Origin of the sequence: Gordonia sp. 852002-10350_SCH5691597, from assembly GCF_001665715.1 — a bacterium.
Lineage (GTDB): Bacteria > Actinomycetota > Actinomycetes > Mycobacteriales > Mycobacteriaceae > Gordonia > Gordonia sputi.
In genome coordinates this window covers 1-23,556 of record NZ_LZMO01000072.1, presented here as the reverse complement: position 1 = coordinate 23,556, position 23,556 = coordinate 1, and the positions used below count along the sequence as shown (strand labels likewise).

Annotated in this window: 21 protein-coding genes; 11 read left to right on the top strand and 10 right to left on the bottom strand. The window is 65.3% G+C overall.

From position 1 onward, the window contains the following. Positions 1 to 77: 77 nt before the first annotated feature. Entirely contained in the window at positions 78 to 1,982 is a 1,905-nt protein-coding gene (locus A5777_RS05255; protein ID WP_064861875.1) for an oleate hydratase, read from the bottom strand. 262 nt (positions 1,983 to 2,244) lie between these two features. Here A5777_RS05255 and A5777_RS05250 point away from each other — a divergent pair, with 262 nt between their 5' ends. Further along, positions 2,245 to 4,248: an OPT family oligopeptide transporter gene (locus A5777_RS05250; RefSeq protein WP_039854709.1), complete on the top strand. Its 2,004-nt coding sequence runs from the start codon at positions 2,245 to 2,247 to the stop codon at positions 4,246 to 4,248. A 17-nt stretch (positions 4,249 to 4,265) separates the two neighbouring features. Here A5777_RS05250 and A5777_RS05245 read toward each other — a convergent pair whose 3' ends face one another. Beyond that, positions 4,266 to 4,868, bottom strand: a complete 603-nt coding sequence (locus A5777_RS05245; protein ID WP_064861874.1) for a TetR/AcrR family transcriptional regulator — start codon at positions 4,866 to 4,868, stop codon at positions 4,266 to 4,268. A gap of 41 nt (positions 4,869 to 4,909) precedes the next feature. Between A5777_RS05245 and A5777_RS05240 the strand changes: the two genes are divergently transcribed. From A5777_RS05240 to trxA, 3 genes are read left to right on the top strand one after another with little or no spacing between them, the layout of a single operon-like run. Beyond that, positions 4,910 to 6,052 carry a phosphotransferase family protein gene (locus A5777_RS05240; protein ID WP_005203326.1) on the top strand — a complete coding sequence of 381 codons (1,143 nt, stop codon included), beginning with the start codon at positions 4,910 to 4,912 and terminating at the stop codon, positions 6,050 to 6,052. Beyond that, positions 6,052 to 7,167, top strand: coding sequence for a hypothetical protein (locus tag A5777_RS05235; protein ID WP_005203333.1), 1,116 nt, complete (start codon positions 6,052 to 6,054; stop codon positions 7,165 to 7,167). Before A5777_RS05240 ends, A5777_RS05235 begins: the two co-directional genes overlap by 1 nt. Before the next feature lie 31 nt (positions 7,168 to 7,198). Then, complete coding sequence (gene trxA / locus A5777_RS05230; protein ID WP_049699348.1) at positions 7,199 to 7,588, top strand: thioredoxin; 390 nt, start codon at positions 7,199 to 7,201, stop codon at positions 7,586 to 7,588. 4 nt (positions 7,589 to 7,592) lie between these two features. Here trxA and A5777_RS05225 read toward each other — a convergent pair whose 3' ends face one another. Genes A5777_RS05225 through A5777_RS05215 form a run of 3 tightly spaced genes read right to left on the bottom strand, consistent with a single transcriptional unit; the run spans position 7,593 to position 10,181 of the window. Next, entirely contained in the window at positions 7,593 to 8,027 is a 435-nt protein-coding gene (locus A5777_RS05225) for a hypothetical protein (RefSeq protein WP_064861873.1), read from the bottom strand. A gap of 3 nt (positions 8,028 to 8,030) precedes the next feature. Further along, a complete protein-coding gene (locus A5777_RS05220) occupies positions 8,031 to 8,960 on the bottom strand; it encodes a cytochrome c oxidase assembly protein (protein ID WP_064861872.1) in 930 nt (309 codons plus the stop codon). Positions 8,961 to 8,963: 3 nt separating this feature from the next. Next, positions 8,964 to 10,181 carry an NAD(P)/FAD-dependent oxidoreductase gene (locus A5777_RS05215; protein WP_064861871.1) on the bottom strand — a complete coding sequence of 406 codons (1,218 nt, stop codon included), beginning with the start codon at positions 10,179 to 10,181 and terminating at the stop codon, positions 8,964 to 8,966. A gap of 305 nt (positions 10,182 to 10,486) precedes the next feature. Here A5777_RS05215 and A5777_RS05210 point away from each other — a divergent pair, with 305 nt between their 5' ends. Next, positions 10,487 to 11,467, top strand: a complete 981-nt coding sequence (locus A5777_RS05210; protein ID WP_231894954.1) for an alpha/beta hydrolase — start codon at positions 10,487 to 10,489, stop codon at positions 11,465 to 11,467. Between the two features lie 27 nt (positions 11,468 to 11,494). Here the strand turns inward: A5777_RS05210 and A5777_RS05205 are convergent, their stop codons facing one another. Beyond that, positions 11,495 to 12,256, bottom strand: a complete 762-nt coding sequence (locus A5777_RS05205) for a siderophore-interacting protein (protein ID WP_064861869.1) — start codon at positions 12,254 to 12,256, stop codon at positions 11,495 to 11,497. A 146-nt stretch (positions 12,257 to 12,402) separates the two neighbouring features. Between A5777_RS05205 and A5777_RS05200 the strand changes: the two genes are divergently transcribed. Genes A5777_RS05200 through A5777_RS05185 form a run of 4 tightly spaced genes read left to right on the top strand, consistent with a single transcriptional unit; the run spans position 12,403 to position 16,526 of the window. Further along, the gene (locus tag A5777_RS05200; protein ID WP_064861868.1) at positions 12,403 to 13,095 is read left to right on the top strand and encodes a hypothetical protein; all 693 of its coding nucleotides are present in this window, start codon (positions 12,403 to 12,405) and stop codon (positions 13,093 to 13,095) included. Beyond that, positions 13,092 to 13,892, top strand: a complete 801-nt coding sequence (locus tag A5777_RS05195; RefSeq protein ID WP_064861867.1) for a carotenoid biosynthesis protein — start codon at positions 13,092 to 13,094, stop codon at positions 13,890 to 13,892. The genes A5777_RS05200 and A5777_RS05195 overlap by 4 nt, the downstream gene beginning before the upstream one ends. Continuing rightward, on the top strand, positions 13,876 to 15,039 hold the full coding sequence (locus A5777_RS05190; RefSeq protein ID WP_082933550.1) for a glycosyltransferase: 1,164 nt from the start codon (positions 13,876 to 13,878) through the stop codon (positions 15,037 to 15,039). The genes A5777_RS05195 and A5777_RS05190 overlap by 17 nt, the downstream gene beginning before the upstream one ends. Continuing rightward, positions 15,036 to 16,526: a phytoene desaturase family protein gene (locus tag A5777_RS05185; protein ID WP_064861876.1), complete on the top strand. Its 1,491-nt coding sequence runs from the start codon at positions 15,036 to 15,038 to the stop codon at positions 16,524 to 16,526. The genes A5777_RS05190 and A5777_RS05185 overlap by 4 nt, the downstream gene beginning before the upstream one ends. Before the next feature lie 23 nt (positions 16,527 to 16,549). Here A5777_RS05185 and crtI read toward each other — a convergent pair whose 3' ends face one another. From crtI to idi, 3 genes are read right to left on the bottom strand one after another with little or no spacing between them, the layout of a single operon-like run. Next, a complete protein-coding gene (gene crtI, locus A5777_RS05180; protein ID WP_064861866.1) occupies positions 16,550 to 18,160 on the bottom strand; it encodes a phytoene desaturase family protein in 1,611 nt (536 codons plus the stop codon). After that, positions 18,157 to 19,068: a phytoene/squalene synthase family protein gene (locus A5777_RS05175; RefSeq protein WP_064861865.1), complete on the bottom strand. Its 912-nt coding sequence runs from the start codon at positions 19,066 to 19,068 to the stop codon at positions 18,157 to 18,159. The genes crtI and A5777_RS05175 overlap by 4 nt, the downstream gene beginning before the upstream one ends. Further along, positions 19,065 to 19,625 (bottom strand): isopentenyl-diphosphate Delta-isomerase, encoded by a 561-nt coding sequence (gene idi / locus A5777_RS05170; protein WP_064861864.1) that lies wholly within the window; start codon positions 19,623 to 19,625, stop codon positions 19,065 to 19,067. Before idi ends, A5777_RS05175 begins: the two co-directional genes overlap by 4 nt. 255 nt (positions 19,626 to 19,880) lie before the next feature. On the opposite strand from idi, the gene A5777_RS05165 reads away from it, so the two are divergent. Then, positions 19,881 to 20,741, top strand: a complete 861-nt coding sequence (locus tag A5777_RS05165) for an LLM class flavin-dependent oxidoreductase (RefSeq protein ID WP_064861863.1) — start codon at positions 19,881 to 19,883, stop codon at positions 20,739 to 20,741. Positions 20,742 to 20,810: 69 nt separating this feature from the next. Continuing rightward, positions 20,811 to 22,118 carry a competence/damage-inducible protein A gene (locus A5777_RS05160; protein ID WP_064861862.1) on the top strand — a complete coding sequence of 436 codons (1,308 nt, stop codon included), beginning with the start codon at positions 20,811 to 20,813 and terminating at the stop codon, positions 22,116 to 22,118. A gap of 39 nt (positions 22,119 to 22,157) precedes the next feature. Here the strand turns inward: A5777_RS05160 and A5777_RS05155 are convergent, their stop codons facing one another. Continuing rightward, a complete protein-coding gene (locus tag A5777_RS05155) occupies positions 22,158 to 23,009 on the bottom strand; it encodes an SHOCT domain-containing protein (RefSeq protein ID WP_005203371.1) in 852 nt (283 codons plus the stop codon). Positions 23,010 to 23,556 lie beyond the last annotated feature (547 nt).

Genomic DNA, 23,556 nt, shown 5'->3' with positions numbered 1-23,556 from the left:
GTCGCAATGTTTCGGGCCATGACCCGACACTACGACCGCCGACGCGTCCGCCGCTCGAACAGAGGCGGACGACCTGCTCAGTCGAGTTCCTTGCTCCCCGGATGCTCACCCGTGGGCGCCTGCGCCGGCGCGTGATCACCGATCGACCCGTTCAGGTCGATCGCATCGTTGCGGATGGTCCGCTTCGAGCCGGCCGCGGGAATCAACTCATACTCGGCGAGGAGCTGGCCGATCTCGTTGCCCTCGAGCTTGCCGAGAATGGCCTCGCGGATCTTGCTGGGGCCGGGGAGGTCTGCGATCTTGCCGTCACGGAGACGACTCGTCGCCGCCACCATGCTGCGAACGTCGTAGGTCGAGTTGAACACCTCTGGCACCGCGCGCTCGATGCCGAGCAAGGTGTAGACGGCCTCCATCGGCGTACGCACCGAGTACTCGGTGGTGAAGATGCAGTCACGACTCGTCTCGGCGAACTGACCGATGAATGCGAAGTTGACCGATCCCTCCGGTACCACGTCGGGACGATCACCCGCCTGCCGCGGCATGAAGAACGACGTCACATAGGGCATCATCACCGGAACCGCCTTCGCGCCGGTCGCAGCCATCTCGGGGATCTGTTCTTCCGGCACGCCGAGGTGATAGAGCCACTCCTGGGTGATCTCCTCACCCGTGCACTCCGACATGCTCTTCTTCACATAGTTGCCGGGGGTGTCGACGAGCAGTGCATACACCCACACGACGATCTGGTCGGACGGCTGCTGCTTGAAGTGCGGTTGCCTGTTGACCGTCCAGCTCATCAGCCAGTTGGAGTCCTTGGCCGTGACGATGCCTCCGGTCACCACACGCCCCGAAAACGGATCACGCTTGGTGATCTTCTGGATGTACGACGGGATGCGCGAGTCGAGCGTGGTCACCGTGCACGACTCCCACTTGGTCCTGTCGATGTTGCCGCCGAAGACGTCGGGGTGGCCGAAAGACGGGTCTTTCACCGCGATGCGCCGCCACAGATCCCAGGCAGGCGCTGGTCCGGTGTTGAGCTTCGCAGGCGTTTCGTGATCGCCGTTGTCGGAGTTCTCGGTCAGCGATCCGATGGTCATGAGCAGCAGGTCGTTCTCACCCAGCTCGGTGACACCGTCCTTGCCCGCGCTGTCCGGCACCGTGCTGTCCTTCCCAGCGGTCCAGTGGATCTTCGTGGCCTGCTTACGATCTCCGCTGATCTCGAAATCGACGTCGGTGACCTCGGTGTCGAAGTGGAATGTCACGCCCTGGTCGAGCAGCCAGGTGTAGAGCGGCAGCACGAGCGACTCGTACTGGTTGTACTTGGTGAATTTCAACGCACTGAAATCGGGCAGACCACCGATGTGGTGGATGAACCGATGGATGTAGAGCTTCATCTCGAGGGCCGAATGCCACCGTTCGAATGCGAACATCGTCGTCCAGTACAGCCAGAAATTGCTCTCGAAGAACTCGTCGCTGAAGACTTCGTCGATGCGCTTGTTCTCCATCTCCTCACGCGTCGCGAGGAAGACACGAGCGATGTCCTTCTGCGCCTTGTCACTCAGGGTGAACTTGTTCTCCGTGTGCGCATCCTGCCCGCGGTTGATGGTGGCGCGGCACAACGAATAGTTCGGGTCGTCCTTGTTGAGCCAATAGAACTCGTCGAGGACGCTGGCTCCCTCGATCTCGATCGACGGGATGGAATGGAAGAGGTCCCACAAACACTCGAAGTGGTTCTCCATCTCGCGGCCACCGCGAATCACGAAGCCCTTCTTGGGTTCCTTGATGCCGTCGAGCGCGCCACCGGGCAGCTTCAGACGCTCGAACACCGTGATCTTGTCACCCTTCATCTGGCCGTCGCGGATGAGGAATGCCGCCCCGGACAGCGAGGCAAGTCCCGCACCCACAAACCACGCCGTCTTGTCGTCGACTCCCTTGGGTTTCCGTGGTCGCGCGAACGCCTCGTAGTTGCCGCTGCTGTAGTACATACGCACTGCCTTTCGGTCGATCGGCCCCCGACGGTTCCTGTCTCCCCGCTATCAGCCCTACCACCCCACGGTGATGCCTGAGTGAAATCCGAAAGCGTCGACGCCGTATTGCGCCCAGACACACGTTCTCGTCACGATCACACCCCTCGCCACAGCCCGCCGCGCGGGTGCAACAACACACACGCTTGTGTCGTCGGCTCTAGAGTTGACGAGATCCATCAAGGCGACGGGCACGGGGGTGCCCTCGGAAGCGAGGAACTCAATGTCAGTGACAGCTCCCGACCGCCCGGCAGGTCTTCGCGAACTCACCATCCGCGGAGTGATCCTGGGCGGCGTGATCACCCTGGTGTTCACCGCTGCCAACGTCTACCTCGGCCTCAAGGTCGGCCTCACCTTCGCGACGGCCATTCCGGCAGCCGTCATCTCGATGGCGGTATTGCGCAGCTTCGCCAACCACTCGATCGTCGAGAACAACATCGTCCAGACCATTGCCTCAGCCGCGGGAACGCTCTCGGCGATCATCTTCGTGATCCCCGGCCTGGTGATGGTGGGGTACTGGACCGGCTTCCCGTATTGGATCACCGTCGCCGTGTGTCTGGTCGGCGGCATCCTCGGCGTCATGTACTCCATCCCGCTGCGTCGCGCACTGGTCACGGGATCCGACCTGCCCTATCCCGAGGGTGTTGCCGCTGCGGAAGTACTCAAGGTCGGCAACACCGACGAAGGGGGCAGACGCAATCGAATCGGGCTGCGCGCCATCACCATCGGCGGCACCACGTCGGCGATCTTCGCACTCCTCGGCAATCTCAAACTGATCAGCACCGACGTCTCGACCGCCTTCCGGGTCGGCTCCGGGGGCACCATGATCGGTGCGGGACTGCAACTCTCGCTGATCGGTATCGGACATCTCGTGGGCTTGAGCGTGGGCATCGCCATGTTCGTCGGGGTGATCATCTCGTACGGGGTCATCCTCCCGATCAAGTCCGCGGGGCAGTTCGCCGCGAACTCCGACGTCGCCGACGTCGTCAGCACCGTGTTCAAAGACGACGTCCGTTTCGTGGGCGCAGGCGCCATCGCCATCGCCGCCATCTGGACCCTGCTCAAGCTGATCGCACCCATCGTGAAGGGCATCGTCGACGCAATGGCGTCGGCACGCGCACGCCGCGAAGGCGTCACCGTCGACATCACCGAGCGTGACATCCCGTTCCCCATCGTGGGCGGCACCATCGTCGTGATGCTGCTGCCGATCGGGCTGCTGCTCTGGGACTTCGTCCACGGAACCGCACTGTCCGGAAGTGCGGGCGGAATCATCGCCGCCACAGTTCTTTTCATCTTCATCATCGGCATGGTGATCGCCGCGGTGTGCGGCTACATGGCCGGTCTCATCGGGTCGTCGAACTCTCCGATCTCCGGTGTCGGCATTCTCGCCGTGATCATCGCCGCACTGCTCATCAAGTTCGTCTACGGCGCGGCCGACCCGCAACAGTCGACTGTCCTCGTCGCTTTCACGCTGTTCGCCACCGCCATCGTGTTCGGCGTCGCGACGATCTCCAACGACAACCTCCAAGACCTCAAGACCGGTCAGCTCGTCGGGGCGACACCGTGGAAACAGCAGGTGGCATTGATCATCGGCGTGTGCTTCGGTTCGCTGGTCATCCCGCCGATCCTCGGCGTCATGAACACCGCCTTCGGGTTCGCCGGCGCGCCGGGGGCCGGAGCCGACGCATTGCCCGCCCCGCAGGCAAGTCTGATCTCCGAACTGGCCAAGGGCGTGTTCGGTGACGACCTGAACTGGAGCATGCTGGGGATCGGCGCGGCAATCGGCGCCGTCGTCATCATCATCGACGAATTCAGTGGCCGGGTGAACAAGAAGGTCGCGCTGCCGCCTCTCGCTGTCGGCATGGGCATGTACCTACCGATGTCTGTGACGTTGATGATCACAGTGGGCGCCATTCTCGGCCACATCTACAACAAGTGGTGCGAGCGCGTGGGCGGTGACGTCGCACAGAAGAAGCGGATCGGAGTGCTCGTCGCGACGGGACTCATCGTCGGTGAAGCACTCTGGAACGTGGTCTATGCAGCCATCGTCGCGTCGACGGGCGACGACGGTGTGCTTGCGGTTGTCGGCGACGGCTGGGCCAACGGCTCGCAGATCGTCGGCGTGATCGCCTTCGTCATCGTCGTCCTCGGTATGTACAAGGTGACCGAGATTCTCGCAAAGCGCAGCGAAGACGACGACCCCGCACCGGATCTCACGAAGCAGTGAGATCCGGGTACCGGCAGTCAGTCTGCGAGAGCGCCGTGTTCGATAACCGCGAGAATGCCTGCGCCCCAGTCTTTGTCCAGCTCCAGGGTCGGTAACAGCAACGCACGCAACATCGCTGCGCCTCCCATTATCTCGACGACGCGGTCGGGATCTGTGCCTGCACGTACCTCGCCCGTGTCGACCGCGGCCACCAGCCGATCCCGAAACGCTGCGAACACACTCGCGAACCCCTCGATCACACGACGATGGAGTTCGGGATCGGCCGCCATGTCGGTCACCAATCCGGGCAGCGCAGCACGTGTCACCGGCGAGTTGAACACCTCGCGCGCACGGTTGACCATCACCTCGAGATCATCGGCGACATGGCCTGTCGACGCCGACAAGACCGTCATGCCGGAGAAGGTCGCGTCGTGCACCAGATCCTGTTTGCCCGACCACCGTCGGTAGATCGCCGTCTTTGTGGTACCGGCCCGCGCAGCGACCGCCGACACGGTCAGCCGCGCATATCCCTGCTCCACCAACAGTTCTCGTGCCGCAGCAAGTACTGCCACGTCGATCGCGCCGTCGCGGGGACGACCTTTTCCGAAAACCTTGCCATCCGTCGTCGTATCTGGTGTCATAACGCTACTCAGCGTAGCGTAATCCGGCGAAAGGACTCGCCATGAGCACCAGGCCCACTCTCGAGGAACTCGACCATCTGCAGCGATCGGAACGGAATACCGCAACGATCCCGACATTGCTGGCGCAATGGCTCAGCGAGCTGCTACCGCCGGGCGCCAACCCGAGCGTGACCGTCGACGCGGGTATCGAAGCCAACGGCATGTCGTCGGAAACCGTGATGCTCACCGGCCATTGGACCGAGAATGGCGTTGCGCGAGAACAACAGTGGGTGATGCGGATGCAGCCACGGCCCGCCGACATCCCTGTGTTCGCGGAGTACCACCTCGACCACCAATTCGAGGCGATGCGCCTCGCAGCACAACTGACCGACCTGCCCATCCCCACAACGCGTTGGCTCGAACCAAGCGGCGACCTACTCGGCTCACCCTTCTTCCTTATGGACCGCGTCGACGGCCTCGTACCTCCCGACGTGATGCCCTACACCTTCGGCGACAACTGGTTCTTCGATGCCCCCGCCGACAAGCGCAGATCCCTGCAGGACGCGACGATCGGTGTCATCGCGGCACTGCATTCAATTCCCAACGCGCAGAGCACCTTTGGGTTCCTGGACCAGGGCGGCGAGGCGTCGTCGACCCCATTACGTCGACGCCTCGACGAGTTGCAGCGCTTCTACGACTTCGCAGCAGACGATCTCGGACGCTCCCCGCTCCTCGACCGCGCAATGGTCTGGCTCGACACCCATTTCCCCACAGACGTCGCCTCCGGTGAGACTGTCTTCAACTGGGGCGACGCGCGCATCGGCAACGTGATCTATCAGGACTTCACACCCGCTGCCGTCCTCGATTGGGAAATGGCAACCCTTGGCCCACGTGAACTCGACGTCGCGTGGTTGATATTCGCCCACAACGTCTTTCAAGAACTCGTCGGCCTCGCCAGCATGCCCGGACTGCCCGATGTACTTCGCGAAGACGACGTCCGCGCCACCTACCGCGACCTCACCGGCATCGAGCTCGGCGACCTGCACTGGTTCTACCTGTACTCGGCGGTGATGTGGGGAGTGATCTTCATGCGCACCGCGTCACGGCGCATCCACTTCGGCGAGATGGCGCCACCATCCGACGTCGACGCCGAGCTGTTCTACCACCGCCCACTACTGCAGCGACTACTCGACGAGGAGATCTGATGCTGGGACCACTCGACGAGTATCCGGTTCATCAACTGCCCCAACCGATTGCATGGCCGGGCAGCTCTGACCGCAACTTCTACGACCGGTGCTACTTCAACGCCCACGACCGCACCGGCGACATCTTCCTCGTGACCGGCCTGGGCTACTACCCCAACCTCGGGGTCAAGGATGCGTTCGTCGTGATCCGACGCGGCGACGAACAGACCGCGGTCCACCTGTCCGACGCGATCGATCAGAATCGCCTCGACCAGCACGTCGGCGGCTACCGCATCGAGGTGATCGACCCCCTCCACACGATCCGCCTCACCCTCGAACCCACCGAAGGGATCTCCTTCGACCTGACGTGGAACGGACTGTTCGACGTCGTGCAAGAACTGCCGCATGTGATGCGCAGCGGCAACCGCATCACGTTGGACGCGCAGCGTTTCGCCCAACTCGGGTCGTGGTCGGGGTGGATCCGCGTCGACGACACCGAGATCGCCGTCGAACCGTCGAGGTGGATCGGTAGCCGCGACCGCTCCTGGGGCATCCGACCCGTCGGAGAAGCCGAACCCGCCGGACGTCCCGCCGATCCGCCGTTCGACGGCATGTGGTGGACCTACGTCCCCATCGCGTTCGACGACTTCGAGCTCGTGCTGATCGTCCAGGAGTCACCCGACGGCATCCGCACGCTCAACGACTGCTCACGGGTCTGGAAGGACGGCCGCGTCGAACAACTCGGCTGGCCGCGATTCGACATCCACTACCGTTCCGGGACCCGCGAGGTCACGGGCGCAACCATCGCGGCAACCGCCGCAGACGGTTCGCCGGTCACCTTGGAGGTCGACTCGCTGCTTGCCGCACCGCTGCACGTCGGCGGCGGCTACGGCGGCGACCCGGACTGGCAGCACGGCATGTGGCGCGGCGAGGGATTCACCGAACGCGTCACCTACGACATGACCGACCCCGCGGTCGCCGGGCGAATCGCATTCGGCGCCACCGATCACGTCGCGCGTGCGCGGTGCCGCGAAGCCGACGGTACGACGCGGGAGGGCTGGGGCATGTTCGAGCACTTCTGCCTCGGCAGGCACGACCCGAGCGGGTTCACCGACTGGCTCGACGTCGCGCCCTGACGCGTATTCCCTTTCTGCGTACCGTGGACTCATGAGCACACAAGAGATCACGCTTGGCAACTTCGAGGACACCATTTCGGCTGGCGGCACCGTGCTGGTCGATTTCTGGGCGGAATGGTGCGGTCCGTGCCGACAGTTCGCCCCGACCTTCGAGAAGGCGTCGGAGACTCACCCCGACATCGTGTTCGGCAAGGTCGACACCGAAGCCGAGCAGCAGCTCGCGGCGGGCTTCGGCATTCAGTCGATCCCGACGCTGATGGCTTTCCGCGACGGTGTGCTGGTCTTCAATCAGCCGGGTGCACTCCCGCCTGCACAACTCGAGCAGCTCATCACCGCGGTGAACGACCTCGACATGGATCAGGTGCGCGCAGAAATTGCCGCAGCCGACGCCGCGCAGGGCGGCAACCAGCAGGAGTCCTGAACTCCTAGAACCGCCCCGCGACGAAACCGGCGAACAGCACGAGAAAGCCGCCGATCTCGCCGGCCATCAGCGCGATCATCGACACCCGCAGCACCGGGTCTTCGCGGGCGAACTGATTGGTGGTGTCGCGCAGCATCCCGTGCAGGATGTAGCTGCCGATAGCGCCGACGAAGAACACCACCATCACCATCGCCGCGGCGAGGTTCAGCCACGTCGGCCACGCGCTGAGATGGACGAAGACGGCGACCAGAGCGGTCGCGAACGCATAGAGCAGCGACGATCGGTGAGCGATGTCGACGTACGGATGCGCCAGGTGGTCGGGCGATTTGCGCATCTGCTCGTATTTCCAGACTCCGAGAATCAGGGCAAGAAGAAACACCAGGCCCGACGCCCCGAGAGTGATCGCGGTCGCGTAATCGAGGTCGACGGTTGTGCGCATCGCCTAACGATATCTATCCCGCAAATTGGGATCCGACTCCCACCACAATCCGTTCGCGGCGTCATCGGCGTCGGGGACGGCCGCCTCGTCACTCGACTCCAGCGCGGCGTCGACCTGCTTTTCTGTCTCGCGTTCGTCGTTACGGAACCGTCGGAACAGCACCATGAGGAACGGCAATCCGACGACGTCGCCGAGTATCCAGAGAATGCCCGCACCGATCGTCTGATCCATGCGCAGACTCGGACCCCAGGTTCTGTGCAGTGCCGTGTAGTAGTCGACCGCCACCAGCGACCCCTGCCACAGCACGATCCCGAGCAGACCGTCGGCGATGCTCTCGACCGTCGTGATGCCCAGCGACAACGCCTGCGGGTATCTGCGCGGAACGGGATCGACCTGCAGGCGTGCATAGAAGTATCCGACGCCGATCGCCACGAGTAGTAGTCGTGTCGCGACGTCGACCGACTCGTCGCGCAGCACCAGCTCGTACCACCCCGTGAAGTAGATCAGCCAGGGCACGCTGAGCATCAGCGCCGACGTCGGGATCGGCCCGAGCAGCACGCGTGCGGCCCGACTGTTCATCGCGGCGTCGAGTCGTGCACGGCCGCGCGAGCCGAGCGCTTCGCGCAGCACCGTCATGGGTCGGCCCAACGCCAGTCCGAACGGCGCAACCAGCAGCAGCAGCACGAACTGCAGTGCACGGATCCAGAACAGGGTGTCGGAGTAGACGCCGACCACGCTGATGCCCGCGAGCAGCCAGACTCCGATGCCGAGGCCGGTGAACACGCACGCGGACCCGCGCGACACCGTCGAACTCCGCCGCCAACCCGCCCAGTAGACAGCCAGGACGGCTGCCACGATCACCGTCGTGACGGTGTCGAGACGCCATGACGTGAGCGCGACGTCGAAGGTCAGCGGAGTCGTCGGCGCGTGCACGACTTACAAGTCTGCAAGTGCCACAGACGAATCGGCAAGAGCCTCCGGATCGACGGGGTCTCCGCGGAGGATCAGTTGCTTGATGGCGTCGAGCTGATCCCAGATGTTGACCTGCATGCCTGCGAGGACCGTGTTGTCGCCGTCGAGCCAGAATACGACGAACTCACGTCCCGGCACGTCACCGCGAAAGACGACCTTCTCGTAGCCGTCGGCCAGTCCGCTGTACTCCATGCCGAGGTCGTACTGGTCGGTGAAGAAGTACGGCAGGTTCTCGTACTCGGCGCTGCCACCGAGCATGTTGGTGACTGCGACTGCCGGTTGGTTCAGGGCATTCGCCCAGTGTTCGACGCGCACCCGACGTTCGAGGATCGGATGCTCGGCATTCGCGATGTCGCCGACGACGTAGATGTCGGGGTCGCTACTCCGCAAGCCCGCATTGACGAGCACGCCGCCACCGTCGATGTCGAGTCCCGCCGACTCCGCGACGTCGAGGTTGGGAACAGCTCCCGCGGCGATCAACACCGTGTCGGCAGCGATGGTGTCGCCGTCGGCCAGGCGCAGGCCCGTCGCCACACCGTTCTCGGTGGTGATCTCGGCGACCTTCACCTCGGTCCGGAGATCGACGCCATGCTCGCGGTGCAGATCGGCGAAGATCTGAGCCACTTCCGGCCCCAGCGCACGCAGCAGCGGGAGCTTCGAGGCCTCTGCGATCGCCACCTCGACGCCGCGCTCACGCGCGGAAGCCGCGACCTCCATGCCGATCCAGCCCGCTCCGACGATCGCCAGGCGCGATCCCTCGGTGAGCGTCTCGCGGATAGCGCGGGCATCGTTGACGGTCCGCAGGTAGTGGACACCCGAGGCGTCGGCACCCGGCAGGTCGATGACCCGCGACGACGACCCCGTGGCCAGCAGCAACTTGTCGTAGGTCAGCGTCGTGCCGTCGGGCAGCGACACGGTCTTGGCCGCGGCGTCGACCTTCTCGATGCGGGTTCCCGGTCGAAACTCGACGCGCTGGTCGAGGTACCAATCGGTGTCGTGGACCGTGAACTCCGGCAGGTCCTTGCTGCCCTGCATGAATTCCTTCGACAACGGCGGTCGTTCGTACGGCAGCTCGTTTTCGACGCCGAAGATCACGACGTCACCGTCGAAGTCTTGTTCACGTAGCGCCTCGGCGGCCTTTGCCCCCGCAAGTCCGCCTCCGACTATCGCTATCGTTGTCACAGCGCATACCTCCAGCTTTCGTAAGAAAAATTGCTTGTGGTGCAGCTACCCGGACTCGACTCCAACGCTACGCGTCGACCCGACGCAGGCTGGGGAAACGACGAGTGATGATCACGGAACAATCACGACGGATTTGTCGGATTGGCGGGGTATTCCTGGTGGTCGGGCCTGGATATCAGCCAAACTCGTATTACCAATTGATAACGACACGCTGTAGGCTCAATCGCGATTCCTGAATCGACTGTCACCGATCGGACGATCGGACGACTCTCGAATTCACGTTCTTCTAGTGGAAGTGATTGCTCGTGTCCCACACACGTCGTCGGGTTTTGCCCGGTGCAGTCTTGATGGTGGCGCTGGCCCTCGTGGTCGGCTTGATCTCTGGCGCAGGCAGCGCACAGGCGTGGGGTCCGCCCGCCAAGCAGATCAAGGGCTTCATCAACGAGCAGATCTACAACTACGGCATGGACCACCCGGTCTCGGTCCGCGCATGGCCGTCGCAAACCACCAACCCGCGGAATGCGCCGACGATCATCTTCCTCGACGGCCTGCGCGCCACCAACGATTTCAACGGCTGGGAGCGGGAGACCAACGTCGCCTACCTGGCTCAGCGTGGTTACAACGTGGTCATGCCGATCGGTGGCCAGTCGTCGTTCTACGCCGATTGGCAGCGGGCATCAGCCAGCGCGGGCCAGCGCAATCCGTACCGCTGGGAGAGCGTGCTCAAGGGCAGCCTTCCGCGGTTCCTCGACAGCCACGGTTTCCGTAACCGCACGCTCGTCGGCCTCTCGATGTCGGCGAGCCAGGCTGTGATCATCGGCAACGAACGGCGCGATCTGTACCAGCGCGTGGTCTCGATGTCGGGTTTCATGAACCTCGTCGCCACCGGCATGCAGACCATGCTGCGCGCAGCTGCCTGGGATGCGGGCCACTACAACCTCAACGACATGTGGGGCTGGTTCCCCAACGCAGAGGCCTTCCGGCATTCGCCGACGGAGAATCTGCCGTCGATGAACGGCCTGCACCTGTGGATGTACGCGGGAACCGGCGTGTGGGGCGACCACCAGCCTCCCGGCGCCAACAACACCGACTTCTACATCACCGGATTCAACTCGACGGCCATCGAAGCGGTCTCCGGTGAGCAGAGCCGCACCTTCGCGCTCGCAGCGCCGGCATTCGGCGTGAACCTGCGCACCGACTTCCCGATCACCGGAACCCACGCGTGGGGCTACTGGCAGCAGGCGATCTGGAACATCTACAACAACGGCTGGTTCCGCAACGGATAAGCGGTGCGCTACCGGCGCCCGGATCGGTCAGGACGGATCGATACCGGTGCGCCAGTAAGCCTGGGCTTTGACCGACTTCTTGTCGAGCTTGTAGTCGCTCTTGAACACGCCTGCGATTGCGCGGGTCGCGGTCATGTCCAGCGCCACCCATGCGAAATGGTCCGACGCGTCGAATGCCGCGGCACGCACCTGCTCGACGATCGCGCTCCCGTCAGACCCACGCTCGACGTAGTTCAGGGCGTCGTGCTCGCGTACGGCGATCGGCAGTTCCCTGTCGTCGTCGTGGGAGACCTCGAACCAGATGGTCGCGGGAACAGTCGGTGTGGACGCCGTCAGGGCTTCCAGCAATGAGTTGATCGCGGGCAGCGCCGCGGGATCGCCCGCGACGAGCCACCCCTTCGGTGCAGGTTCGGGGAGCGCGAATTTCGATCCCATGAACGTCGCACTGATCACGTCTCCCGGCTGTGCCGAGAGTGCCCAGCGCGGCGCGGCGCCGTCGTGGATCGCGAACTCGATCGAGAAGGTATCGGTTGCCGGGTCGGGATCAACGAGGGTGTAACCGCGCTGGTGGATCTTGCCGTGCTTGTTCACGAACCACATACGGATCCACATGGTCGGGTGCACCGGCCGGTCCTTGAGCAGTCCACCGCCCGTGAAATCGACGCGGACATAGTGATCGGTGATCTGCCGCGAACCGGTCACCGTCAGTTCGTAGTCGTCGGCTCCCATGAGCTTGAGAACCGCGCCCTGCCAGCCACGCGACTTATTCTTCGTGGGTGATTCGACCATTCCTCGACCTTCCATCCGCGCATCGCCGCCTGTTTGTGAGGGTAGCCTACCTTTTCTTCGTGCGCGACCGGTGCCCGTCTCACCCATCCCGACCGCGAGCCACTCCGAAGAACGTGTGTGAGTTTCCAGCCAGGCGAGGGTGCGCGGTGAGCGGACAGGCCGTCGAGCTGCGAATTTGGGAGACCCCGCGGGTAGGCCGAGCAGTGAGCCGGGTAGCGATCAGCCGGCTGCAACTGCGACGCGTACCCGGTCTGCGATTCGCCAAGCTTCTCGGGACCGGTTCCGGGGAGACTTTCACCATGCGTGACGCCGATCCACGTCACTGGGCACTGCTCACTGTCTGGGATGACCGTCATGCGGCAGATGCGGGGGCGGCGTCGAGCGCGATCCGTGGCTGGTCGGATGTGAGCACGACTGAGTTGAGGGTCCGCATGACACCCCTCGCGACCAAGGGACGCTGGTCGCGTCGAGAACCGTTCCAGGTCGACGATCCGTCGCGTAAGCGCGAGTGGGACGGTGCGGTCGCCGCCATCACCCGCGCACGACTTCGACCGACCCGCGCCCTCTCGTTCTGGCGCGCGGTTCCGCCGGTCGTCGCCGACCTCACCGGTTGCGATGGACTGCGCCTCGCCGTCGGAATCGGAGAGTCACCCATCGGACTGCAGGGCACCTTCTCGCTGTGGGAGAACGCCGCTGCCCTCACCGACTTCGCCTATCGATCTCCCGCCCACGCGAATGCGATCCGCGAGACCCGACCGCAGCGCTGGTACGCGGAAGACCTGTTCACGCGCCTGGCCGTGCTCGACATCGAGGGCAGCTACGCAGGAGTGCAACCGTGACAGCGCGACTGGCGTGGCTGCTCCTGGGCGCGACCATCCTTGTGCAGATCTGCTTTCCGCTGACCTCCGGCGGCACCCCCGCCCTGACCACCGCTGCGGTGCTCCTGTTCGCCTCGGCCATGCTCGTCGACGCCGCGACCAGTCGGGGCGTGGGCGCCGCGGCGGTACTGCTCGTTGTCGCGGGCGGTGGCGGATTGCTCGCGGAGGCGATCGGCGTTCACACGGGCTTTCCATTCGGCGAGTACGACTACACCGGGACGCTCGGCCTGGAGATAGCGGGCGTGCCGATTCTGGTTCCGCTGGCCTGGATCATGATGGCCTGGCCCGCGTGGAACGTCGCGCGACGACTTGTCGGCAGACACGGACCCGTCGCGACCGTTGCCGTGGGCGCGTGGGCACTCACCGCATGGGACGTCTTTCTCGACCCACAAATGGTCGACGCCGGACACTGGTATTGGTTGCACACCACGCCGAATCTGCCTGGTGTGGAAGGCATCCCGCTAACCAACTTCGGCGGGTGGCTTCTCGTGTCGGCGTTGATGATGACGGTGCTCGAGGCCGCCATCGGGCGCTCCGACAGCGTGCCCACGCTGCACACCGACGCGGTGCCGGTGGCCGCATACCTGTGGACCTATTTCTCGTCGGTGCTCGCCCACGCGGTGTTCTTCGGTCGGGCGCCGGTGGCGTTGACCGGGGCTCTGGTGATGGGCGTAGTCGCGGTGCCGCTTGCGGTCTCCGTGGTACGGGAGATCCGCACTGCCCGACGGTCGGGAGGTCACCGTGTCCACGCTGCGTGACCACCGACTCGCGCATCGGCTGTGGTGCAACCTGATTCGCATAGGTGCGGTCAATGCACTTGGTGGCCTGGCCCTGACGGTCGACAACGCGCGCCGTATCCGCGTTCCCGACGCCACTCTGCCGTGCGAGCCCGAGCCGCTGTGGGTGTTGCTGCCCGTCCGCGACGAAGCCGCCGACATAACGGACTGCGTTCGTTCCCTGCAGAGTGCCGCCGCGCGCTGGCCCGGTCCGTCGCGCGTCGTAGTACTCGACGACGAATCGACCGACGCGACACCGGATCTGCTCGCCCAGTTGAGCGCAGACGACGACGGCCTCGTCGTGCTACGGGGCCAACCACGCCCCGAGGGATGGCTCGGAAAGCCTTGGGCCTGCGCCCAATTGGCTGCGTTCGCGGCTGACGATACGGCTCCTGACCGGGCAGTCCTCGTCTTCGTCGACGCGGACGTGCGCCTGGCCACCGACGCACTCGTCGCGACCGTGGCAACCATGCGCGCCGCCCACCTCGATCTGTTCTGCCCCTATCCCCTACAGGAAACCAGCGGTGCCGCAGAGCGATTGGTGCAACCGCTGCTGCAATGGTCGTGGATGAGCACTCTGCCGCTGAGGCTCGCAGAACGATCGCCGCGACCGAGCTTGTCGGCAGCAAACGGCCAGTTCCTCGCCGTCGACAAGGACGCGTACGAACGTGCGGGCGGTCATCGGGCCGTCCGCGCTGACGTTCTCGAAGACATCGGGCTGCTTCGCGCAGTTAAGGCTTCGGGCGGGTGCGGCGTGGTCGGTGAGGGCAGCACCGTGGTGAGTTGCCGGATGTACGACGGTTGGTCGCAGGTCCGTGCCGGCTATCGAAAGTCGTTGTGGGCGGCCTTCGGTTCTCCCGCCGGTGCAGTCGCGGTGATGACGTTCTTGATCGTCTCCTACGTCGTGCCGGCTGTGGCGGCACTCGGTGGATCGCGGCTCGGAGTCGTCGGCTACCTCGCGGGTGTCGCGTCGAGGGTTGTGACGGCTCGACGCACCGGCGGCCACGCGTGGCCCGACGCCCTGCTTCATCCGGTCTCGGTGCTGGCGCTTGCGACTCTGACCGCGGACTCGATCGTCGGACGTCGACGCGGGGCACTGCGGTGGAAGGGTCGTCCGGTGCAGGCATGAGTTCGATCATCGTCGTCGGGGCAGGTGTCGGAGGACTCGCCGCCGCCGTCCGACTTTCCGCGCTCGGACATGAGGTCACCGTCCTCGAACAGTCGCAAGAGATCGGCGGCAAGCTCGGCGTGATCTCGCTCGACGGCTTCGTCTTCGACACCGGGCCGTCGTTGGTGACCCTGCCGCACATTCTGGATGAACTATTCACCGATACCGGAGCACCACTGTCGGAATCGCTGACCCTGCAACGACTCGAGACGGCCGCGCGCTATCGCTTCCCCGACGGCACGACCTTCGACATGCCAGGCGAGATGTCGGAGATTCCCGCCGCTCTCGACGCCGCGCTCGGCGCCGGCACCGGGCACCAGTGGACATCGTTTCTGCAGCGCGCAGAACGCATCTGGGACGCGACTCACCGCCAGTTCCTGGAATCACCGATCACGGTGCGCGACATGGCCTCCGGCGCACTCGATGTGCGCGATCTCGCCACCGTCGCGCCGTGGCGCACGTTGCGCGGGTTGGGCAACCAGTATCTGCGCGATCCCCGACTGCGGATGCTCCTCGACCGCTACGCCACCTACACCGGGTCGGATCCCCGGCGCGCACCCGCCGCGCTCGCGAGTGTCCCGTACGCCGAACAGCGTTGGGGATCGTGGTACATCCGTGGCGGGCTCGGCTCGATCGCGACCGCCCTGGCCGACAGGTTGTCGGCTCTCGGCGGGAGCATCGAACTGGGGGTGGAGGTGTCGGCGCTCACCACCGATACGCATGGGCGCGTCGACGGCGTACGCACTGCCGACGGTGCTCGAACCGCCGCCGACCTCGTCGTCGCCAATGCCGATGCCGCACAGGTGTATCCGACGCTCATCGCGACCCGCCAGGCACGACGTTCCGCACGGCGCCTGCGCAAGACCACGCCGTCGTTCTCCGGTTTCGTGCTGCTACTCGCACTCGACGATGCGCCGCCCGATCAGCCCCATCATCACGTTCTGTTCACCGACGACTATGACGACGAGTTCGACTCGGTGTTCGGCCGCGGCGGCCGCTCTCGTCCGGTCGCGAACCCGACGATCTACATCGCCGCTCCCGACGATCCGACGATCAATCCCGGACCCGGCACGGCGTCGTGGTTCGTCTTGGTCAACGCACCCCGACACGATCCGGCGGGCGGAACCGACTGGGACAGCTACGAATTGGCCGACTCCTACGCCGAGGACATCCTCGACCTCATGGCACAGCGCGGGGTCGACGTCCGAGACCGGGTGCGCCACCGCATCGTCGTCAGTCCCGCCGACCTCGAACGCCGAACGCTCACGCCCGGCGGATCGATCTACGGATCGTCGTCGAACGGTGCGCGCGCAGCGTTCCTGCGGCCCGCCAACGCATCTGGTGTACCGGGCCTGTATTTGGTCGGAGGGTCGGCCCACCCGGGCGGGGGCCTTCCGCTGGTGATGCTCTCGGCGAACATCGTCGCGGGACTGATCGGACCGGCGTGAGAATCGTTCTCACACCCGCGGGTTCAGTTCTGCGATGGCCCGGGCGAATCATCGCCGCGCAGACGCTTGCGGATCAGTTCTGCGCTGATCAGACACATCGGTAGCCCGATGCCGGGACGCGTCGTACCGCCCGCGTAGTAGAGCCCGCCCACTTTCGCCGACCGGTTGTTGGCGCGCAGAAATGCGCTCTGCCACAACGTGTGTGCCGGCCCCAGCGCGCCACCCGACCACGAGTTCAGATCGGCTTCGAAGTCGCCAGGCCCGGTCGTGCGTCGGACGACGATCCGCTCGGCGAGATCGTCCACCCCGGTCCACGAGGCAACGAGTTCGATGGCGCGGTCGGCGATCTGCTCGATGATCGGGTCGCCCGCACCGTCGACACCGCCGCGTCCCAGGTCGGGATCGGCGGGTACAGGGATCAACATGAACAGATTCTCGTAACCCTCCGGGGCAACGGAATCATCGGTCGCCGATGGTCGACACACGTACAGCGACGCGGGATCGGGTACGGCCGTGGGTGTTTCGAAGATGTCGTTGAAGTTGGCCGTCCAGTCGGCAGTGAAGAACAGCGAATGATGTTGTAGCTGCGGCAGTTCGCCACGCACACCGAGGAAGACGAGCACCGCACCGGGACCCGACGTGCGGCGGTTCCACCACCGCTGCGGAAAGGTCTGCAGCGCGCGGGGAAGCAGCCTGGTCTCCATGTGGTGGAGATCGGCCGCGCCGATGACCACGTCGGCGTCGACGATCCGGTCGGTGCCGTCGGCGTCACTTATGCGCAGACCGGTCACGTCGGCCCGTCGTCGGGATACCGAGCGCAGCCTTCCCGCGTGTTCGGTTGGGCGCGTGAGGATCTCCGACACCGTGGTGCCCGTGTGCAGGCGTGCACCCTTCTGCTCCGCCAGCGCGGTGAGCGACTCGACGAGTCGGGTGAATCCCCCGTCGGGGTAACGCACCCCTTCGTCGAGGTCGAGCCAACTCATCAGGTGATACATGGCGGGCGCGCGCTCGGGAGACGACGCGAGGAACACCGCGGGATACCCGAGGATCTGCCGCAGTCTGCGGTCGGTGAAGCGTTTCGCGATGAACGTGTCCAGGCTGGTGCCCAGCAACTGCACGAGCGTCTTCGCATGACGCAGCACCTCCGGATCGACGAACGCCCGGGGTGTGTCGAAGTTGGTGTAGAGGAAGCGGCGGACCGCGATATCGTAGGCATGCCGCGCCGACGCGAGATACTCCGACAGTCTCTGTCCTGCACCGGCTTCGAGCTTCTCGAACAGTTCGACGGAGCGTCGTTCATCACTGTGGACGTCGACCGGATCGGTGTGCCCCTCGAAAAACACCCGATAGCCGGGGTCGAGTCTGATCAGATCGAGTTGCTCAGCGGTCGACGTGCCGAGCAACTCGTAGAAGTGGTCGAAGACCTCCGGCATCAGCCACCACGACGGTCCGGTGTCGAACCGGAAACCGTCTGATTCCCACGACCCCGCGCGCCCACCGAGATCGGCGCGCTGTTCGTAGAGATCGACCTCGTATCCGTCGTCGGCGAGCAGCGCTGCCGTCGCAAGTCCTGCGACGCCGCCGCCGACGATGGCCACGCGCTTACCCTGTGGTCTGACGCGTGATGTCTTCACGCGCCCACCACCGAGATTGTCGTGCGGGGGTGCCCTCGACGCAGCAAAGCGGACGCCGCGATACGTGTCTTGGTGGCGGCAGGAACCCGAACACGTTGCCGCGCAGCCATACTCGCCGGAGTCGCGCGCAGTCGGGAATTGAGTTCCGCGAACAGGTCGTGGGCCACGCACACCGCAACGCGACTACCGCGGGGAAGTCGGGGAATGGTGTCTGCGGCGATGCTGAGGTCGGTGTCGATCTCGTCGAGCCAACGCCTCCACGCGACGTCCGTGGGGTCGGCCGGGTCGAGACCGATCAGATACCGGCGCCCCAAATCGCCACTGTCCGTGCCGAAGTCGCGCAGGAAGTTCACCTTCTGGAACGCCGCACCGAGATGCTTTGCGCCGGTGCACAACTCGTCGTAGCGCTGATCCGGTGCGGCTTCGTCGGCGACGAATGCGCGCAGGCACATCAATCCGACGACCTCTGCCGAACCGTAGATGTACTCGGTGAGGCTGGCCTCGTCGTGCACGGTGCGGGTCAGGTCCGTCCGCATGGATGCGAAGAACGGTGCGGTGAGGGAGGTATCGATACCGACGTGTCGCGCCGATCTGGCAAACGCATGAACGACGAGATTGGTGCTCGATCCCCGGTCCATCGCCGCGTTGGTCTCGGTCTCCAGTTCGTCGAGCGCCAGTTGCCGTTCGTCGACGCCCTGTCCCGGTCGCGGAGCGTCGACGATCTCGTCGGCCACACGGACAAGCGCATAGATGTTGCGGACGTGCGATCGCGCGGGCTCGGCCAGTAGCCTCGACGCAAGACCGAACGACGATGAGTACGAGCTGATGACCAACGCCGCGCTGGCGTCGGCGACCTCGTCGTAGCGGGCGTGCGGACGCACCAGATCGACACGCGTGCGTCTGCTCATCGGGCGTCCCGAAGGTCCGACGCGCGCTCATATGCACCGACCGCCGGGCCCAGCTCGGCGATCTGGTCGACGAACCAGGGGCTGAGCATCCACGGCGTACGTCGTGCGATCTCCCAGATGTCGTCGATCGACGCCCAGGCGTACTGCATGACCTCGTCGGGGTTGGGCGCCACGTCGCCCACCGGGCGCGCCGCATAGACCGGGCATACCTCGTTCTCGACGACACCACTGGCGTCGACCGCCCGGTACCGGAAGTCGGGGATGATCGGCCGCAGATCGGCGATGTCCATTCCGAGCTCGCGCTGGGAGTAGCGTGCTATCGCGTCCTCAACGCTCTCACCGGGGCGCGGATGCCCACAGAACGAATTGGTCCACACGCCTGGCCACGTCTTTTTCTCCAGTGCGCGGCGTGTCACCAGAATGCGTCCGGCGGCGTCGACGAGGTGGCACGAGAACGCGAAGTGCAACGGGGTGTCGGTGCCGTGCACGGTGAGTCGATTCGCGGTGCCACGCGGGTGGCCGTCGTCGTCCACGAGTACCACCAGGTCGTCATTCATCGATGCTCGCAATGCATCGATCCTCGCAGTTCATGAATCCTCGCAGTCCATCGATCGCCACACCTTTCGATTGTCCGTTGGAGAAGCGATTCGCGCTCCCCGGGGGCGTGCGGGCGTGCTCAACAGCGTCTGAACTCACCTCGGGGCGAGCTCAGAAGTGTTTCGACGCCGCGCCCTGTCTGGATGGGAACGCCCGTCTGGATGGACCCTGTTTGGATGGGAATCGCTGTCGGGGTCGGGCACTAGGCTGATTGCGTGCGCTTTGGAATCTGCATTCTCCCTGATCTGGACTGGCGGACCTCCCGCCCGCTGTGGCAGCGGGCGGAGCAGATGGGCTTCGACCACGCCTGGACCTACGACCACCTCGTCTGGGGCGGTCTGCCCGATTCCCGCTGGTTCTCGTGCGTGCCCGTACTGACCGCGGCGTCGATGGTCACCAGCACCATCGGTCTCGGGGCATTCGTCGTGTCCCCCAATTTCCGACATCCCGTCGCCTTCTCGCGCGAGGTGCAGACGCTCGTCGACATCTCCGACGGCCGATTCCTGCTCGGTCTCGGCGCGGGCGGGACCCCCGACGACCGGCTACTCGGGCAGTCGGAGCTGACCGCACGCCAGAAGGTGGACCGGCTGCAGGAATTCTCCCGACTACTCGACCGCACATTGCGCGAAGACCACCTCGACGCCGCCGGCGAGTACTACACCGCGCGCGACATGCGGCTCGTCGGTGGGTCGGTGCGTGACCGGGTGCCGCTGCTCATGTCGGGCAACGGCCCACGGTCGGTACGGTTCGCCGCGAACTTCGGCGACGGTTGGATCACCACCGGCAACACCACTGCCACCACAACCGGCGAGTGGTTCGCGGGCATCGCCCGCAACTGCGAGATCGTCGACGCCGAGCTCGCCAATCGACCCGACGGCGCCACCTTTGCCCGGTATCTCAGCATCGATTCCGGCCCCGCGCAGTCGCTGGAGAGCATCGGGATGTTCGACGAACTGACCGGCCGCGCGGCCGAGTTGGGTTTCACCGACGTCATCATGCACTGGCCACGAAGCACCCCACCGCACGTCGCGAGCGAGGCGGTGCTCGACGAGGTCGCCGCGTCTCGACTGTCCTGAACTGCACGGATGCCTCGGCCGTCGCCTCGACGCCGATAGGCCTTGGTTGTGACGGTTAAGCTTTCGCCCGTGACGGTACGAGCGGGCATCGTGGTGACGGGGACCGAAGTCCTGACCGGACGAATCACCGACAAGAACGGCCCGTGGGTCGCCGAACAACTATTCGCGATGGGCGTCGACGTCGCCCACATCACCACCTGCGGCGATCGGCCGGAAGACCTCACCGCCCAGCTACGGTTCCTTGCCGACGAGGGCGTGTCCGTGATCGTGACAACCGGCGGACTCGGACCCACCGCCGACGACCTCACCGTGGCCACCGTCGCCGAGTTCACCGGTCGACCACTCCAGCTCGACGAACCGCTCCGCGATCACATCGCCGACATCATCCGATGCTGGCAGGGCCGCGGAGGCAGTGAATCCGCCAGCGCCGCAACCCTGGTGGGCATCGACAAACAGGCGATGATTCCGCAAGGCGCACAACCAATTCCACCGACAGGCACCGCCCCGGGTGTTGCCGTGCCCGCAGGTGAGGACCCGCGCGCCCGCGGTCGGCTACCCGCTGTCCTCGTCCTTCCCGGGCCGCCTGCCGAGTTGCAGGCGATGTGGCCCAACGCCATCACGGCACCACCGATCGTCGACGCCGTCGCCGGTCATCCCGACATGCGCCAGGACACGATCCGCATGTTCGGGCTGCCCGAAGCCGAGCTGGCCGAGGGACTGCGCGCTGCACCCGGCCGCGTCCCGGGTTTCGATCAACTCGAGATCACCACCTGCCTACGACGCGGCGAACTCGAGATCGTCACGCGCTACCCGACCTCTGCCGCCGAGGACTACACCGCGCTCGCCGACTTTCTGACCGAGCTGTACCCCACCCAGACCTTCTCGATCGACGGCTCGACCATCGACGACCAGGTCGCCGCGCTGCTGGCCGGACGACTGATCGCCACCGCGGAATCGTGCACCGGCGGAATGGTTGCCGCCCGACTCACCGATCGAGCGGGATCGTCGGCGTACGTACAGGGCGGCGTCGTCTCGTACTCGAACGACGTGAAGATGAACAGCCTCGGCGTACCGGCGTCGATGCTCGACGAGTTCGGTGCCGTGAGCGAACCGGTTGCAGCCGCGATGGCCGAGGGCGTCATGGCTCACCTGGGCGTCGACACCGCGATCTCCACCACCGGCATCGCGGGACCCGGCGGCGAGACACCCGGAAAGCCCGTCGGCACAGTCTGTTTCGGTATCGGCGTCGCGGGCAGGCCGACACTGACCCGCACACTGCACCTCCCGGGCAACCGGGCGGCCGTGCGCGAACGGTCGACGACGATCGCGTTCCATCTTCTTGCCGGCGCGCTGCGCGCTGCGGGGGCGTCGTCGTAAGAGGTTCGAGCCCAGAGGTTCGAGCTCAGAGGTTCGGCCTCAGAGCCTGCCGAGCAGTTCCGCCTTCTTCGCGGAGAACTCGTCGTCGGAGAGGATTCCGCGCTGGTGCAGACCGGCGAGCTGCTCGATCGCCGCGATGATCGCGTCCGATCCTGCGGGCCCGGACGACGTCGCGAGCGGGGCACTGTCTGGCACCGGGGCGTACTGCTGCGGTGGGCTGTCGAACTGCGGCGGGGCGTCGAACTGCTGCGGCGCGGCGTCGAACTGTTCTGGTGCCGCGTGGCGTGGTTCCGGGGCCGCGGTCGGTGTCGCGGCGACGTCGTTGACGCCGAGTTCTCGCAAACTCGTGGTGTCGAAGGTGCCGAACTGGCTCGTGAAGCTGACCGTCCCGGGCGGTCCGCTCTGCTGCTGTTGCACGCCGCCGATCTGGTGCTCGCCGGTGTCGAAGACGCGAACCACGCCGTTCACCTGGGTCGCGAGGCGTCGGGTCGCGGGGAACACCGCATACCGCGAGTCGTTCTGACCTCCGGACGAGCTGGGTACTCCCAGGTCGGCGGGCCACCAGGTGTTGGGGGCTGAGTATCCGAACGGTGTGCTGGTCGTCGCGGCCGGCGGGAACACCTGGGTGGTGTTGAGCAGTTGGGCGAGCTCGTTGCAGAGACCGTCGACGCGGGCCTTGAGGCCGTTGTTGAACATGTCGCCGACCATCGTCATGCCGCCGCGCATCCACTGCCCGGAGCCGCCGAGCTCGGGAATGTTGAACTGGGCCATCGTGCCCCCACCCGAGTTGACCGCGTAGAGCATGGCCACGACCGCGTCCTGCGAGAGGCCGTAGCGCGCGGAGATATCGGAGATGACCTGCTGTGCCTCAGCAGTGACGCCTGGCTCCATTGTGTGCTCTTTCGTCAGCGGAATGTCGCCTACAGCGTAGTGCCCGTCGGCGCGGGCGTCGGGGTGGGCGTCGTGCGCGGGCGTCGGGGCGGGCGCGAACCCGCCGCCGCAGGAAGTGGGGGAAGGGTCGTCCGCCGCCGCAGGAAGTGGGGGAAGAGTGGTCCGCCGCCGCAGGAACTAGGGGAAACACACTTTCCCGTGTCTCACACCCTTCCCCGCGAAGTAACTCGAGAAAGCGCACAGAACCCGCGGAAAGAATCCTTCCCCTAGTTTCTGCCAGACCGCGCGCAGCCTTCCCCCGACCTTCTGCCGGCCCGCGCCGCGCCCGCCCGACGACGCCATCCGCCCGCGTCGCAGGAACTAGGGGAAACACACTTTCCCCTAGTCTCACACCCTTCCCCGCGAAGTAACTCGAGAAAACGCACAGAACCCGCGGAAAGAACCCTTCCCCTACTTCCTGCCGGCCCGACCGCCCGCGCAACAACCAGACCCGCTCAGCTGCCCAACCCGCGCGCGGCGGCGGTCTGCGACCAGATGCGCGCGATGA